Raw genomic sequence first — 15,821 nt, 5'->3', positions numbered from 1 at the left:
GGGTCTGCGTTCGAACAACGGAACCAGTGTGGCGGAACAGACCAGTTTAATGCCACCGTCTATTTCGTAAATTTCGTCAGTTTCGTCGCATTCGCCAAATCCGGCGGCGCGCGGTCTTGGCGAAACTTCGCCGTTTCGCTAGCTTGGCCCTCATTGATCGGCACTTTCTTGCCGATCCGGGAGGGTTCATGCATTGGCGCAGCGTGGTGCCGGCCGGTTTTCAGGCGCGGCTTCTGACGGTTTTGCTGGTGGTATCGATCATACCGCTGGCGATCAGCGCTGTTGCGTTCTTCTCACTGGTTAATGCCAATATCGCGCGGGAGACGTTCGAGAAGATCGCGTTCGCGCGCGACGCCAAGAAGAGCGAGGTGACGCAGTACATCTCCTTTGCCCGACGCCAGGCGGAAAGCCTCGCCCAGACCAACATCGCCCGTTATTCGATCGGCGATTTCTACGGTTTCAGCTATGCGATGGGCCAGATGGCGCCGGGCGAGGCGCATGCGGCGGCGCAGTTGCGCCGGCTGTTCGGCGTCGGCGATGGCGCTCTCGAGCATCCCGACCCGCCGAATTACGACCGCTTCCTGCGCGAGGCGCTCGCCTATGCCAATGCGCACAACCAGTTCCACGAGGAATACCGGACTTTCGTCGAGAGTTCGGAATTCGACAATGTCTATCTTGTCAACGCGCGCGGGCGGATCGTCTACTCGATGTTGAAGGACGACTATCTCGGCCGCCTCCTGCCGCAGGAGGATTCCACCCTGGCGCGCGCACTGGCTGCATTGCGCGCCGCGCCTGACGAGACCGGCATCGTCTTCCATGATTTCTCGCGCGACACGCGAACCGGCCGCTTCACCGCGTACTTCGTCGCCCGCGTGAACCTGTACCAGCGCTCCAGCGGCGCGGCGATTTTGCGCCTGCCGGCGGAAAAACTCGGCGCCCTGATCGGCGGGCATGAGGGCGTCAACGGCACGCTCAGCCTGGTTTCCTCTCGCGGTGCGGTGATCGCCTCATCGGCGAAGGCTGCGCTGCCACCGGGCAGTCGGGCGGCGATTCCCGCAGCGATGGAAACGCCAAACGCCGTGACGATGCTCGAAACCGGCCTCCTGGGTGCGCCGGCGCTGTCGGCCTGGACGCATCTGGCCCTGCCGGACGCCGACTGGCTGCTTACGGTCGATGCGGATGCCGCCACGGCGTTTGCCGCCAGCGCGCGCCTGCGCGGCGTCATTCTCACCGTCGGCGCGCTGGCGCTGCCGGTGATCCTGCTCCTCTCGCTTTTTCTGGCACGTTCACAGACGCGACCCCTGAAATCGGTCGCCGACGCGGCGGAAGCGGTGGCGGCCGGGGCGCTCGACATGCGGCTGCCGCAGTTCGACCAGCCGACGGAATTCGCCCGCCTCTCCCAGGCGGTGGCGCGCATGCGCGACGCGCTGCGCGAGCAGGTGAAGCTGATCAGCCAGAAGAACCGCGAGCTGGAAGAGCACATCAGCCAGATCGCCGAAAAGAACGTGGCGCTCGAACAGGCCGACCGGATGAAGGACCAGTTCCTGGCCAACACCTCGCATGAGCTGCGCACGCCGCTCAACGGCATTATCGGCATTGCCGAAACCCTGTCGGCGGGGGTGGCGGGCGACATCGCCCCGGCGCAGCGCAACCAGCTGCAGCTCATCACCTTCTCGGCGCGCCGCCTGTCGCGGCTGGTGGACGATCTGCTCGACCTTTACCGCATTCGCCAGGGCCGGATGCGGCTCGACATCCAGGCCGTCAACGTGGCCACCGGCGTGCGCCAGGTGCTGCTGCTTTCCGAACCGCTGCTTTCGGGCGAGCCCGTCAGCCTGCGGGTCGACGTTCCCGATGGCACACCGCCGGTGGTGGCCGACCCGGTGCGCTTCGAGCAGATCCTCTACAATCTGATCGGCAACGCCATCAAATATGTCGATGACGGGCACATACACGTCACGGCCTGGCAGGACGGCGACGCGGTGGCGGTGGCGGTCGAGGACACCGGGCGGGGCATCTCGCCCGACAACCTGGAGCGCATCTTCCAGCCGCTCGAGCAGGCCGACAATGTCGACATTACGCAGAAGAAGAGCGGCACAGGGCTCGGCCTGGCCATCGCCCGCAACCTCGCCGCCCTGCTCGGCGGCACGCTGACGGCCACGAGCGAAGTCGGACAGGGTTCGCGCTTCGTCCTGCGCCTGCCGGCAGCCGGCGCCGACGCGGCAGATCAGGCGCGGAGCAAATATCCGGGCGGCCTGCACCAGACCATCAATCCGCTCGACGCCTTCGAAACCCCGGCGCCTGCGGATTGCGGCACGGACGCGCCGACCATCGTCGTGGTCGATGACGAGCCGATCAACCTGCAGGTGCTGCGCAACGTGCTGCTGCCGCAGGGCTATCGCGTGATCACCGCCGACAACGGCCGCGCCGGCATCGAGGCGGTGCGCGAGCACAAGCCCGACCTCCTCGTCCTCGACGTGATGATGAACGACCTGTCCGGGCTGGAGGTGGCGCGGGCGCTGCGCCGCCAGCATTCGCTGATCGACCTGCCGATCATCATGGTGACCGCCCGCAGCCGCACGCGCGACATGATCGCCGGCTTCGAGGCCGGTGCCAACGACTATGTGGTCAAGCCGTTCGTCAAGGACGAGCTGCTCACCCGCATCTCGACGCTGATCGAGGCCAGTCGCGCGCGCAGCCGGGCGGAAGAAAACCTCGCCTTGCGCGACGAGGTCGACCGGCGCATCCAGGTGGAGGACGCGCTGCGGCTTTCGCAGCGGCGCATGGCCCGCCTGCTCGACGCGCTGGAAGCCGGCCTCGTCTGTGTCAACGACAAGAACGTCGTCACCTATGCGAACCGCGCGGCGGAGACGATCTTCGGAAGACCGCTCGACCGTGCGACACCGCTTGCCGCGCTGTTGCCTGCCGATATCGTCGCGCTGCTCGATGGCCAGTGCCGTGCCGATGGCGAAAGCAGCGCCACACTGCATCTGGCCGGGCACGAATTCAGCATCAACGCCTTCGAACTGGAGCCTGAGGCAGGCTCCGGCATGGCGCTGGTGTTGAGCGATGCCTCTCTGGAAGCCGAAAGCCTGCTCGTCTCGGTGCGCGGCGCGATCGACAGCGCCCTGCCGATCATGGCGCCGGAGGAGCGCGGCGAGGCAGCCCCGCCGGCGGCAGCGGACGACGCCTATCGGGCGCTGATCGTTCAGGTGATGGCCGGCAGCCTCAACCTGTGGCGACGCAAGAGCGGCCAGGACCGCATCGCGTTCGCCGAGGAAAGCGGCATCTGGCGTGTCAGCCTCGACAAGACGTCGCTGCAAACCCGCACGCTCGACAAGTATCTGCTGATCGAGACCCTGCCGCTCAATCCGCGCTGGCGCGACGTGATCCGTTCGGCGGAATTCGCCCTTGCGCGCGGCCAGGCCGGCGGGGACGACGGGGAAACCGGACAGATTGCAGCGAGGCTCGCCGCCGATCTCGCCCGGCTGCGCGAGCATCTGCGCCTGACGGCGGCGCCCAGGCAGCGACAGGACCAGCCGCATGACACGGCGTCCTGACATCTGACTTCATGAAATTTTCTTCCCGGGAGGAGCACCATCATGTCCATCAATGACGCTTGCCGCCTGTATTCCGACTGGAACGCACAGGACGGCATCATCGAACTGGCGCTGGAAAATGCCGGTTCCGCGCCGCTGAGCGGCGCCAGGCTCGCCACCACCTCGCTGTTTCGCATCCACCCCGAATGCCGCATCGAGGGGGCGACGCTGTCAGGGCAGTTATCGAACTACCATGTCTTCGCCCAGCCCAAGGGCGAGCAGCTCATGCCCGGCCAACGCTGGGTCATTCGCGCCGACCGGCTGAGCCATGTGCTGCGCCACTACACGGATGGGCTGAAAAGCGCCTTCCTGATCCTGGCCGACGGGTCGATCGCACCGGTGGCGCTGGAGCCGATGACCTGCAACCACAAGGCTGGCGCCCCGCGCTGGGAGGAGATCGAACGGCATGCGCTGCCCGCCGGCGCCGCGCCGCTTGCCGTCATTCCCGCGGTGCTGCAGGCGGATGTCGGCGGCGTTCGCGATCCGGCCTTGCCGCTGGTCATCGCGGCGGATGCATCGCTCGCCGCCCAGAAGGCGTTTTCCGCCGTGCGGGCGCTGGCGGCGCGCCTGTTCACCAGGGACGAGCCGCTGTTTTGCCATGGAGAAGGCCACGCGGTGTCGGCCAGCAACGATCCAGCCTTGCATGAGGGCGCCTACCGCATCGTCTTCACCGCCAAGGCGATCATGCTGAGCGCCGGTGACGAGGACGGCTTTCGTCACGGCTTCATCACGCTCGGGCAGATGCTGCGCGGGGCGCGGCTCAGGCCCGGCGAATTCGTTCTGCCGGAAACCGGCACGGTCGATGACGGGCCGCGCTTTGGCTGGCGCGGCGCGCATCTCGATGTGGCGCGGCAGTTCTACGCCATGCAGGACATTGTCGACTTCCTCGACTGCCTTGCCTGGAACAAGCTCAATCGCTTTCACATGCATCTGAACGACGACGAGGCGTGGCGGCTGGAGATTCCCGGGTTTCCGGCGCTGACGGAGAAGGCCGCCTTTCGCGGCATCGGTGAAATCCTGCCGCCGCTGCTCGGCGCGCCGGCAGGGCGGACCGGTGGATACTACACGGGCGACGACATCCACGCCCTGGTTGCCCACGGCGCCGCACTGGGCATCGAGATCATTCCGGAAATCGACGTCCCCGGCCATTGCCACTGCGTGCTGGAAGCGCTGCCGGAATTGCGCGATTCCGGCGAGACCGGGATCTACCGCTCGATACAGTATTTTCCCAACAACGCGCTCAATCCGGCGATCGAGGCCACCTGGGACTTCCTCGCCGCCGTGTTCGACCGGCTGGTCGAACTGTTCCCCGCCCGCCACATCCATGTCGGCGCCGACGAGGTTGCCGATGGCGCCTGGCTCGGCTCGCCGATGGCGGCGGTGCTGGGGGAGAAGCTGTTCGGCAAGGCCGAGACCTTTTCGCTGCAGTCGTATTTCCTGAAACGCGTCCAGGCCATGCTGCGCGAACGCGGCCGCAACACCGCAGCCTGGGAGGAAGCGGCGCTGGGCGGTGGGTTGGAGATCGACGGCGTTCTGCTGATGGCGTGGAAGGAATCGCGCGCCGGCCGGGCCCTTGCCGCACAGGGATATCAAGTCGTGCTGACGCCGGCCCAGCACTACTATTTCGACATCGCCCGCTCGACCGATTGGTGGGAGCCCGGGGCGAGCTGGGCCGGCACGGTGCGGCTGCGCGACACGTATGACTACGATCCCGGCGGCGACTGGCCGGAGGCGCTGAAGACACAACTTGCCGGTGTACAATCCTGCCTCTGGTCGGAGAATCTCGCCATGCCCGGCTTGTTCGCCCATCTCGCCTATCCGCGTCTTTCCGCCATGGCCGAAGGCGCCTGGTGCGCCCCGGAGCGGAAGGACTTCGACCGGTTTCTCGCCATCCAGGATCTGATGCCGGTCTCCGCCAAGAGCTGACAAACACGGGCTTCGGCCGGCCCGAAAAGAAGCGCCGTTCCCACGGCCCGTCCAGGGCGGCGCCCAGCATCTCCAGAACCTGCCCAACGGGAGCGGCCGGCCGCCCCCGCTTTGCCTGTTGCGCCCCTTACCGCTGGTTGCTTGACAAGTGCGGACAAGCACATTGTTATTCTTTAATTGTAAATCTTATTCCATAATTACGAAAAGAGGACAAATAATGCGTCCATCAACGTTTGCCTTTCTCGTCGGCGCAGCGGTGCTGGGGCTCACGCCCGCCGCGTCGGCTCAGGAGAAGGGCGGGGTCATCGACGTCGCGACCATCGGCGAACCGCCGACGCTCGACGCCATGGTCAGCTCGACCGACATTGTCGGCATGATCTCGCAGCACATCTTCGAAACGCTGTTCACCTTCGACGCGGACTGGAACCTCACGCCGCTGCTGGCTGCGTCGCTGCCGACGATCTCCGACGACGCCAGAACCTACACGATCGAGCTGCGCGAGAACATCGCCTTCCACGACGGGTCGGCGATGACCTCCAGCGATGTGGTCGCCTCGCTGAAGCGCTGGCTGGAAGTCGCCGCGCGCGGCAAGCAGGTCGCCGCCAATGTAGAGGCGATCGAGGCGGTCGACGCGAGAACCGTCAAGATCACCCTGAAAGAACCTTATTCGCCGCTCCTGTCGCTGCTGGCGTTCAACAACTCGGCCGCCATCGTCATCCCGGAGGAAACCATTCCGGACGGGGCGGCAACACCGCTCGCCACGTTCGTCGGCACAGGTCCCTACATGCTGAAGGAGCACAAGCCCGACCAGTATATCCAGCTCGTGCGCTTCGACGACTACGTCATGCGCGACGAGGATCCCTCCGGCTTCGGCGGTGCGCGGCACGCTTATCTCGACGAGATCCGTTTCGTTCCCGTGCCGGACATCAACACCCGCACCGAAGGTGCCATCGCCGGCCAGTTCGATTTCGTCGACACGCTGCCGGTCGAATCCTACGACCGCCTCACGACTGAAAAGAGCGAACCGGTCCTGCTCGAGCATTTCGGCTGGCCGATCTTCGTCATGAACACCAAGGAAGGCGTGCTCAGCGACATGCGGGTGCGCCAGGCCCTGCAGGCCGCGCTGAGCACCAGCGACATGCTTGCGGCGGCCTTCGGCGACACCAAGTTCTACGCCGTCGACGGGCCGATGTACCCGGCCAACTATGCCTGGCGCACCGAGGCCGGCGTCGAGCTCTACAACCAGGCCAACCTGGACAAGGCGAAGGAGCTTCTCGCGGCCGCCGGCTATGATGGCAAGCCGCTGCGCATCCTCACCTCGCGGCAGTACGAGTTCCACTACAAGATGGCGCTGGTCGCCCAGGCCTATCTGGAACAGGCCGGCTTCAAGGTGGACATGCAGGTGGTCGACTGGGCAACGCTCGTCCAGCGCAACAAGAAGCCGGAGCTCTGGGAAATCTTCATCACCCACAGCCCGTTCCTGCCCGAGCCGGCGCTGAACTTCATCCTGTCGAAATCGGCCGGCGGCTGGTGGGACACGCCCGAGAAGGAAAAGGCGCTGACCGCCTTCACCAGCACCAGCGTGCCGGAAGAGCGCAAGGCGCATTGGGAAGAGCTGCAGAAGCTCATCTTCGAGCAGGCGCCCATCGTCAAGGTCGGCGACTTCGCCTCGCTGTCGGCCAAGTCGCCGGCGCTCGAAGGCTTCCGGCCAAGCCCGTGGCCGGCGTTCTGGAACGTTTCCCTGAACGAAAAACAGTAACGAGCGACATAACTCTGGCGAAGCCGTCGCAGCGGCGGCTTCGCGCTTTCCCGATTATCGGCACGAGGCGAACGGACGCGGCATGAGCATTTCGACCTATATCGACGGGCTTTTCTCCGAGTGGGACAGCGCACAGTCCCCCGGCATGATCGTCGCGGTCGCCCGTGGCGACGAGGACCTGCATCGCGGCGCCTACGGCATGGCCGATCTGGCCCACGGCATCCCGATGGATTTCCGTTCCGTCACGCGCATCGCCTCGCAGAGCAAGCAGTTCACCACGCTGCTGATGCTGATGCTGGAAGAGGAAGGCCTGCTGGCGCTCGACGACGACATCCGCGACCATCTCGGCTATCTGCCGGACTACGGCACCCGCGTGACGATCCGGCATCTGGCCAACAACACCAGCGGCCTGCGCGACATTCTCGACATGATGATCATCGGCGGCACGCCGATCACCGCGCCGTCCTCGCGCGATTTCGCCCGGCGTACGGCAAGCCGCAGCGCGGCGCTCAATTTCGCGCCCGGCACGGACCTGCTCTACAGCAACACGAATTTCCTCCTCCTGACCGAGATCCTCGAGGCGGCCTCGGGCCAGAGCTTCGACAGCCTGCTGGCCGAGCGCCTGACCGAACCGCTCGGCATGGAAGACACGCGCCTGATGGTGCGCGACGACGCCATCCTGCCGCGGCTGGCCGTGCATCATCGCCGCGGGCCGGACGGCGGCTGGCTGCGCGCCGCCTGGGGCATCGCCATCGGCGGCGAAGGCGGGCTTGTCTCGACCGGCGACGACATGCTGCGCTGGCTGCGCCATCTCGCCCGGCCGACGATCTGCGATCCGGCCCTGATCGCCCGCATGGAGGCTTCCGGCGCGACGATCAACGGCGTGCCGTCACCCTATGGCTTCGGGTTGATGAGCGGGTTTTCCGGCGGGCATCGCTGCGTCGGGCATGGCGGCTGGATCTCCGGTTCGCGCTCCCTTTCGCTGCGCTTTCCCGAAAGCGACCTCGCCATTTCCATCCTGTCGAACCACGATGACTTCTCGCCCGTGGTGATGATGGAAAAGATCGCCGCACATGTCCTCGGCGCCAAAGGCGCCAAGAACGCCACGCATCCGGCCCCGTTGCGCGCCGGCACGTATCGTCAGGCGGACGGCGACGGCTTGTTCATCATCGAGGCGGGCGACGACCGGCAATCCCTGACCACCGGCATGGGCACCGCGCCGCTGGTCGAAAGCCCGGAAGGCCGCTGGGTGCCGCAATCGTCCTTGCCGCCGTTCCAGCTTTCCGCCGGCGAGCGCGGTGCGATCGTTACCGAGCACTTCGCCCGCGAGACCGCTTTCCGCCCGGCCGAACCCGGCACGGCCCCGGCTCTTCAGGAGGGTGCCTTCTATACCTCCGAGACGGAGGGGCTCTCGGCGACGCTGAGCCGCTTTGGTGACGAATGGCGCCTGCGCCTGCAATCCACCGACGACGCCAGCCTTTTGCGGCTGCAGCATCGCGACGGCACGCTGTTCACCGTGCATCCCGCCGACAGCGACACGCATGACCAATGGCGCTTCGCCCCGTGGGTGCTGCCCTGGCTGTTCACCGTGCGCATCGACAAGGACCGATTGGTCATCAACAGCGACCGCACCCGAAACCTCGTTCTGCCGGCCGCCGAGGCCGCCGGCGCTTGACATATCTCTCCCTTCGCGTACCATTCTTTTATAACAAACTAAATTACATAATAAAGGAACAACCAAGAGAGGAGAAGTCATGCATCGTTTCAAGATTGCCCTCGTGCTCGGCGCGGCTGCGCTGAGCCTGACGGCCCCGGCGCTCGCCCAGGAAAAGGGCGGCGTCATCAAGGTGGCGACCATCGGCGAGCCGCCGACGCTCGACCCCATGACGTCCACCGCCGACCTGGTCGGCATCATCACGCAGCACATGTTCGAGACGCTCTACACGTTCGACGCCAACTGGGCGGTGACGCCGCTGCTTGCCGCCGAGATGCCGCAGGTCTCCGACGACGGGCTCGTCTACACGATCCCGTTGCGCCAGGGCGTCACCTTCCATGACGGCTCCGACATGACGGCGGAAGACGTGGTCGCCTCGCTCGACCGCTGGATGAAGATCGCCACGCGCGGCAAGCAGACCGCCGAGCGCATCGCCAGCGTAGAAGCCGTCGACGACCACACCGTGCGCGTCACGCTGACCGAGCCGTATGCGCCGCTCGTCTCGCTGCTGTCGCTCAACAACTCGGCGGCCATCGTCCTGCCGTCGGAGGTTGCCGGCGAAGCGGAAATCAAGGAGCCGATCGGCACCGGCCCGTATAAGATGCAGGAGCGCAAGCCCGACCAGTATATCGACCTCGTCCGCTTCGACGGTTACAAGAGCCGCGACGGCGAGCCGAACGGCTATGGTGGCGCGCGCATGCAATATGCCGACGGGATCGTCTTCACGCCGGTGCCCGATCCCAACACGCGCGTCGAGGGCGCCGTCGCCGGCCAGTTCGACTACATCGATTCCATTCCCGTCGAATCCCACCAGCGCATCGTCGACGGCCGCACCGAGCCGGTGATGCTGGCGCCCTTCGGCTGGCCGGTGTTCGTCATGAACACCAAGGAAGGCGTCAATTCCGACGTCAAGGTGCGCAAGGCGATCCAGGCGGCACTCGCGCCGCAGGACATGCTGCTTGCCGCCTTCGGCACGGCGGATTTCTTCACCGCCGACGGCGCCATGTATCCGGACGGCTATGTCTGGCACACGGAGGCCGGCACCGAGCCCTACAAGCCGAACGGCGACACGGACGCCGCCAGGGCGCTGCTGAAAGAGTCCAGCTATGACGGCTCGCCGCTGCGCATCCTCACCTCGCGCCAGTATGAGTTCCACTACACCATGGCGCAGGTGGCGGCCGAATACCTGAAGGCGGCCGGCTTCGACGTACAGCTCGACGTGGTCGAATGGGCGACGCTCACCCAGCGCCGCACGGACCCGGCGCTGTGGGACATCTACATCACCCATTCGCCGTTCCTGCCCGAGCCGTCGCTGACCGGCATCATGTCGGACTCCTCGCCCGGCTGGTGGGTCTCCGACAACAAGCACAAGGTGCTTGCCGCCTTCAACTCGGAAGCCGATCCCGAGAAGCGCGCAGCGCTTTGGGCCGATGTGCAGAAAGCGATCTACGACGAGGTGCCTGCCTACAAGGTCGGCAATTTCAACGCCGTCGGCGCGCAGTCGCCCAAGCTGAAAGGCATGCGCCCAGCGCCCTGGCCGTATTTCTGGAACGCCTGGCTGGAGAAGTGATGCGGGGCGCTTGCCCCTCACCCTTACCCTCTCCCCGCACGCGGGGAGAGGGAGTCCTCGACGCTGAAGCATCCTCCTTCTCCCCGTTCGCGGGGGAAGGCCCCGACAGGGGGATGAGGGGCGAAAGCGACGTCAACTGATACACTGCGCGGCATCCGATGCCGCGGACAAGAAAAGAAACCGATCGAAACGCCCATGATACGCGCCGCCTTCAACCGCCTGATCGGCATGCTTACGGTGATGATCCTCGTGGTCACCATCGTCTTCGTCATCGTGCGCGTCACGCCGGGCGACCCCGCCGCCGTCATGCTCGGGCCGGAAGCCACGGCCCAGGACATCGAGGACCTGCGCGCGCGCCTCGGTCTCGACGGCTCGCTGGTGGAACAGTTCGGCAGCTATGTGGCCGGCATCGCCAAGGGCGATCTCGGCCAGTCGATCTTCCTCGGCCAGTCGGTCGGCACCGCGCTTTGGCAGCGCGCCGAGCCGACCTTCTTCCTTACTCTTTTCTCGCTGCTGATCGCCATGGTCATCGCGCTGCCGGTCGGCATCGCCTCGGCCTATTGGCGCGGATCGCTGTTCGACCAGACGATGACGACGGTCGCCATGCTGGCGGCCAGCGTGCCGAGCTTCTGGCTCGGCCTGCTGCTGATCCAGTCTTTCGCCGTCAGCCTCGGCTGGTTTCCGACGTCCGGCTATGGCGGCCCCGGCACGACGCTTCTGGAACGGCTGCACTATCTGGTGCTGCCGGCGGTAACGCTCGGCGTCGTCAGCTCGGCGCTGATCATGCGCTTTACGCGCGCCTCCATGCTCGACGTGCTCAATGACGACTATGTGCGCACCGCCCGATCGAAGGGTATGAGCGAATGGCGCGTGGTGCTGAAGCACGCCTTGAAGAACGCGCTGATTCCGATCCTCACCGTGGTCGGCCTGACCGCCGCCCTGCTCATCTCCGGCGCCATTGTCACCGAGACGGTGTTCGGCCTGCCGGGCGTCGGCAATCTGATCGTCTCGGCGGTTCTCAGGCGCGACTATCCCGTCATCCAGGGGGCGCTGCTGATCGTCGCCGGGCTCTATGTCCTGGTCAATTTCCTCATCGACATGCTGTATCTCCTCGTTGACCCAAGGGTGCGTTACTGATGGCCGGTGCTGTTTCCGTCGCGGGCCAAGAGCCCAATCTCCTGATGCGGCTGATGTCGCGGCCGACGGCGCTCGCCGGCCTCGTGGTGCTGGTCGTCGTCACCCTGGCGGCATTGCTTGCCCCATGGCTCAGCACCCATGCGCCGGGCCAACTGTCCATCGTCAACCGGCTCACGCCGCCCGGCAGCGCCTATCTGATGGGCACGGACGATCTCGGCCGCGATATCTTCTCGCGCGTGCTCCATTCGGGCCGCACCTCGCTGATGGTCGGCTTCCTGGTGGTCGGCGTCGCCTCGGTCATCGGCATCTTTCTCGGCCTGATCGCCGGCTTCTTCCGCAAGGCGGATGCGCCGGTATCGCGGCTGATCGACGCCATGATGGCCTTCCCGGACATCCTGCTCGCCATCGCGCTGGTGGCCGCGCTCGGGGCTTCGGCGACAAACGTGATCCTGGCGCTGGGCATCGTCTATGCGCCGCGGCTGGCGCGCGTCGTGCGCGCCTCGACGCTGGTCATCCGCGAGCTTCCCTATGTGGAGGCCGCCCGCGCGCTCGGCGTGCCGACGCCGGTGATCCTCGTCAGGCACGTGCTGCGCAACGTCACCTCGCCGCTCCTGGTGCAGGCGACCTTCATCTTCGCCCAGGCGATCCTCGCCGAGGCGGGGCTCTCCTTCCTCGGGGTCGGCATCTCGCCCGACATTCCCACCTGGGGAACGATGATCTCCACCGGGCGGCAATTCATGAGCACGGCAGGCTGGATGATGCTCTTCCCGGGGCTGGCCATCGTCGTCACGGTGCTGGCGCTGCAGCTTCTCGGCGACGGCCTGCGCGACCTGCTCGACCCACGCCTTGCAAAGGACATCTGATGATCGGCAACCGGTTTCCGCCCGCATCCTCCCCGCTCCTGCTGCGCAATGCCAGGCCTATCGGCTTCGGCGTTGCGCAGCACGAGACGCTGGACATCATGATCGGCAGCGACGGCCGCATCGCCGAGATCGCCGCGCGCATCGAGGCGGGCGCGGATGTCCGCACGGTCGATGCCAGGGGCGCCTTTCTGTCGCCCGGCTGGACCGACCTGCACGCCCATGTCTGGTACGGCGGCACCGACATCTCGATCAAGCCGGCGCAGGCGGGTGCGGCGCGCGGCGTCACCACCATCGTCGATGCGGGCTCGGCCGGCGAGGCCAATTTCCATGGCCTGCGCGAACTGATCATCGAGCCGGCGCGTGAAAACGTCTACGCCTTCCTCAACATCGGCTCCATCGGCCTCGTCGCCTGCAACCGCGTGTCGGAGCTGATGGACATGCGCTCGATCGACATCGACCGCATCGCCCATTGCGTCGAGGCCAATCGCGACGTCATCGTCGGCCTGAAGGTGCGCGCCAGCGCCGTCATCACCGGCGGGTGGGACCTGACCCCGGTGCGCATCGCCAAGAAGATCGGCCGCGTGCTGAAACTGCCGCTGATGGTGCATGTGGGCGAGCCGCCGCCGCTCTATGACGACATCCTGGCGCTCTTGACCGAAGGCGACATCGTCACCCATTGCTTCAACGGCAAGTTCGGCGGCTCGATCCTCGAGGACGAAGACCTCTACACGCTGGTCGAGCAGGCGGCGGCGCGCGGCGTCGTGCTCGACGTCGGCCATGGCGGCGCGTCCTTCTCCTTCGACGTGGCGACGGCGGCACTGTCGCGCGGCCTGCCGCCCACCACCATCTCGACCGATCTGCACAACCGCTCGATGGACGGATCGGTGTGGGACATGGCGACCACCATGTCGAAGCTCCTGTCGCTCGGCATGACGCTGGAAGACGTCATCGCCGCCTCCACGACACGGCCGCGCCAGGCGATCGGCCTGCCGCACGAGAAGCTGCTTGCCGTCGGCAAACCCGCCGAGTTCACCATCTTCGAGATGGAGAAATCGGCGCTCGAGGTGAAGGATTCGAAGGGTGCGGTCAGCCGCCTGAGCGAACTCTTTTCGCCGCGCCACGCCATCCTTGGCGCAGAGGCGGTCGCCGCCAGCCGCTACCAGCCGGAGCCCGGCGCGGCGATCCATTCCTGCCCGCATTGCGGATGGGCGCTATGACGACGTTGCCGGCCGACACGATCCTCTCGGTGCGCGACCTGCGCACCTGGTTCACCACCAAGCGCTTCACCGCCAAGGCGGTGGACGGCGTGACGTTCGACCTGAAGCGCGGCGAGACGCTGGCCGTGGTCGGCGAGAGCGGGTCGGGCAAGTCCGTCACCTCCCTGTCGATCATGGGGCTGGTCTCCAAGCCCGGCGGCATTGCCGGCGGCGAAATCCTGTTCCGCGACCGCAAGGAGCGCGTCCACGACCTGGCGCAGCTCACGCCGAAGGGTTTCCGCGCCATGCGCGGACGCGAGATCGCCATGATCTTCCAGGAGCCGATGACGAGCCTCAACCCGCTCTACACGGTGGGCGATCAGATCGGCGAGATGATTTCGCTGCACGAGCCTGTCTCCCGCCAGGAGGCGCGCAAGCGGGCGCTCGAAATGCTGAAGCATGTCGAGATTCCCGATGCGGAAAACCGTCTCGACGACTATCCGCACCAGATGTCGGGCGGCATGCGCCAGCGCGTCATGATCGCCATGGCGCTCGCCTGCAACCCGTCGCTGCTGATCGCCGACGAGCCGACCACGGCGCTCGACGTCACCATCCAGGCGCAGATCCTCGACCTGCTGCGCCGGCTGCAGAAGCAGTTCGGCATGTCGATCCTGTTCGTCACGCACAATCTCGGCGTGGTCGCCGAGATCGCCCATGAGGTGGTGGTGATGTATGCCGGCCGCGTCGTCGAGCAGGCGCCGGTCAACGATTTGTTCGCCCGCCAGAAGCATCCCTACACCAAGGGATTGCTCGCCTGCACCCCGCACGCCAAGCGCGACATCACCGAGGCCGGCGTGCGCAAGGCGCTCTACTCGATCACAGGTTCCGTGCCGCCGATCACCGACCTGCCGCCCGGCTGCGCCTTCGCGCCGCGCTGCGATCTTGCGGTCGAGGCCTGCCGCGCCGTTCCCCCGGCGCTGATGGAGGCCGGCGCCGGCCGCCTGTCGCGCTGCCTGAGGAGTAACGAATTGTGACCCTGCAAACCGCGCTCGAGAATGAGGATACCACGGCTCCGCTGATCAGCATCGAGGGGCTGACCAAGCGCTTCGCCGGGCGCGGCGGACGCACCGTGCATGCGGTCGAGGACGTCAGCTTTGCGATCCGCCGCGGCACCACGGTCGGGCTGGTCGGCGAATCCGGCTCCGGCAAGACCACGGCCGGCCGCGCCATCCTGCGCCTGATCGAGCCGACCGCCGGCAAGGCCGTATTCGACGGCATCGATCTGTTCACGCTGCCCGAGCGGCAGATGCGCGCCTATCGGCAGCGTCTGCAGATCATCTTCCAGGATCCGTTTTCCAGCCTCAACCCGCGCATGCGCATCGACGCCATCGTCGGCGAGGCGCTCGACGCGCGCGGCTTTCCGCGCGGCGAGAAAAGGCGCGCGCGCGTTGCCGAGCTTCTGACGCTGGTCGGCCTTTCGCCCGACCATGCGCGCCGCTACCCGCACGAGTTTTCCGGCGGCCAGCGCCAGCGCATCGGCATCGCGCGGGCGCTGGCCGTCGAGCCGGATTTCATCGTCGCCGACGAACCGGTGTCGGCGCTCGACGTCTCCGTGCAGGCGCAGGTGCTCAACCTCCTGAGCGATTTGCAGCAGCGGCTTGGCCTGACGATGCTGTTCATCTCGCACGATCTCTCCGTCGTCGAATATCTCTGCGACGAGGTGGTGGTGATGTATCTCGGCCGCGTGATGGAGCGCGGCCCGGCGCGCCAAGTCTATGCCGACCCGCGCCATCCCTATACCAGGGCGCTGCTTGCCACGGCGCCGGTGCCCGACCCGACCGCCAAGCGCGTTCACGTGCCGCTGGCCGGCGACATTCCAAGCCCGCTCGACCCGCCTTCCGGCTGCGTCTTCCGCACGCGCTGTCCGCACGCCATCGAGGCCTGTGCGAAAGCCGTTCCGCCGACCGAGACGGTGGGCGACAACCACGCCGTCGCATGCATCCGGCACCGCGAGCTTGCGGCCGCCTGACAAGACAACGAGACAGACAATTATTGGAGTT

General features: G+C 66.3%; 10 protein-coding genes. All 10 read left to right on the top strand.

The annotated features are described in order from the left end of the window. Positions 1 to 188: 188 nt before the first annotated feature. Positions 189 to 3,557 (top strand): response regulator, encoded by a 3,369-nt coding sequence (locus tag AB843_RS03705; RefSeq protein ID WP_048645437.1) that lies wholly within the window; start codon positions 189 to 191, stop codon positions 3,555 to 3,557. 42 nt (positions 3,558 to 3,599) lie between these two features. Then, a complete protein-coding gene (locus tag AB843_RS03700) occupies positions 3,600 to 5,522 on the top strand; it encodes a beta-N-acetylhexosaminidase (RefSeq protein WP_048645436.1) in 1,923 nt (640 codons plus the stop codon). Between the two features lie 217 nt (positions 5,523 to 5,739). Further along, entirely contained in the window at positions 5,740 to 7,281 is a 1,542-nt protein-coding gene (locus AB843_RS03695; RefSeq protein WP_048645435.1) for an ABC transporter substrate-binding protein, read from the top strand. Positions 7,282 to 7,363: 82 nt separating this feature from the next. Further along, positions 7,364 to 8,956 carry a serine hydrolase domain-containing protein gene (locus AB843_RS03690; protein WP_048645434.1) on the top strand — a complete coding sequence of 531 codons (1,593 nt, stop codon included), beginning with the start codon at positions 7,364 to 7,366 and terminating at the stop codon, positions 8,954 to 8,956. Between the two features lie 79 nt (positions 8,957 to 9,035). Next, positions 9,036 to 10,565 (top strand): ABC transporter substrate-binding protein, encoded by a 1,530-nt coding sequence (locus tag AB843_RS03685; RefSeq protein WP_048645433.1) that lies wholly within the window; start codon positions 9,036 to 9,038, stop codon positions 10,563 to 10,565. 195 nt (positions 10,566 to 10,760) lie between these two features. Next, positions 10,761 to 11,702 (top strand): ABC transporter permease, encoded by a 942-nt coding sequence (locus AB843_RS03680; protein ID WP_048645432.1) that lies wholly within the window; start codon positions 10,761 to 10,763, stop codon positions 11,700 to 11,702. Further along, positions 11,702 to 12,565: an ABC transporter permease gene (locus AB843_RS03675; RefSeq protein WP_048645431.1), complete on the top strand. Its 864-nt coding sequence runs from the start codon at positions 11,702 to 11,704 to the stop codon at positions 12,563 to 12,565. The genes AB843_RS03680 and AB843_RS03675 overlap by 1 nt, the downstream gene beginning before the upstream one ends. Further along, positions 12,565 to 13,782, top strand: coding sequence for an amidohydrolase/deacetylase family metallohydrolase (locus tag AB843_RS03670; RefSeq protein ID WP_048645430.1), 1,218 nt, complete (start codon positions 12,565 to 12,567; stop codon positions 13,780 to 13,782). The genes AB843_RS03675 and AB843_RS03670 overlap by 1 nt, the downstream gene beginning before the upstream one ends. Next, positions 13,779 to 14,795, top strand: coding sequence for an ABC transporter ATP-binding protein (locus tag AB843_RS03665; RefSeq protein WP_048645429.1), 1,017 nt, complete (start codon positions 13,779 to 13,781; stop codon positions 14,793 to 14,795). Before AB843_RS03670 ends, AB843_RS03665 begins: the two co-directional genes overlap by 4 nt. A gap of 2 nt (positions 14,796 to 14,797) precedes the next feature. After that, entirely contained in the window at positions 14,798 to 15,790 is a 993-nt protein-coding gene (locus tag AB843_RS03660; RefSeq protein WP_425286793.1) for an ABC transporter ATP-binding protein, read from the top strand. Positions 15,791 to 15,821: the final 31 nt, after the last annotated feature.

The organism is Nitratireductor soli (assembly GCF_001050155.1).
Lineage (GTDB): Bacteria > Pseudomonadota > Alphaproteobacteria > Rhizobiales > Rhizobiaceae > Nitratireductor > Nitratireductor soli.
The sequence above is the reverse complement of the archived record's forward strand: the minus strand, read 5'-3'. Positions and strand labels throughout refer to the sequence as shown.

Bases quoted from the DNA above. Each gene is read 5' to 3' on its own strand.
- AB843_RS03705 (WP_048645437.1), top strand. From the start codon at position 189: ATGCATTGGCGCAGCGTGGTGCCGGCCGGTTTTCAGGCGCGGCTTCTG.
- AB843_RS03700 (WP_048645436.1), top strand. From the start codon at position 3,600: ATGTCCATCAATGACGCTTGCCGCCTGTATTCCGACTGGAACGCACAG.
- AB843_RS03695 (WP_048645435.1), top strand. From the start codon at position 5,740: ATGCGTCCATCAACGTTTGCCTTTCTCGTCGGCGCAGCGGTGCTGGGG.
- AB843_RS03690 (WP_048645434.1), top strand. From the start codon at position 7,364: ATGAGCATTTCGACCTATATCGACGGGCTTTTCTCCGAGTGGGACAGC.
- AB843_RS03685 (WP_048645433.1), top strand. From the start codon at position 9,036: ATGCATCGTTTCAAGATTGCCCTCGTGCTCGGCGCGGCTGCGCTGAGC.
- AB843_RS03680 (WP_048645432.1), top strand. From the start codon at position 10,761: ATGATACGCGCCGCCTTCAACCGCCTGATCGGCATGCTTACGGTGATG.
- AB843_RS03675 (WP_048645431.1), top strand. From the start codon at position 11,702: ATGGCCGGTGCTGTTTCCGTCGCGGGCCAAGAGCCCAATCTCCTGATG.
- AB843_RS03670 (WP_048645430.1), top strand. From the start codon at position 12,565: ATGATCGGCAACCGGTTTCCGCCCGCATCCTCCCCGCTCCTGCTGCGC.
- AB843_RS03665 (WP_048645429.1), top strand. From the start codon at position 13,779: ATGACGACGTTGCCGGCCGACACGATCCTCTCGGTGCGCGACCTGCGC.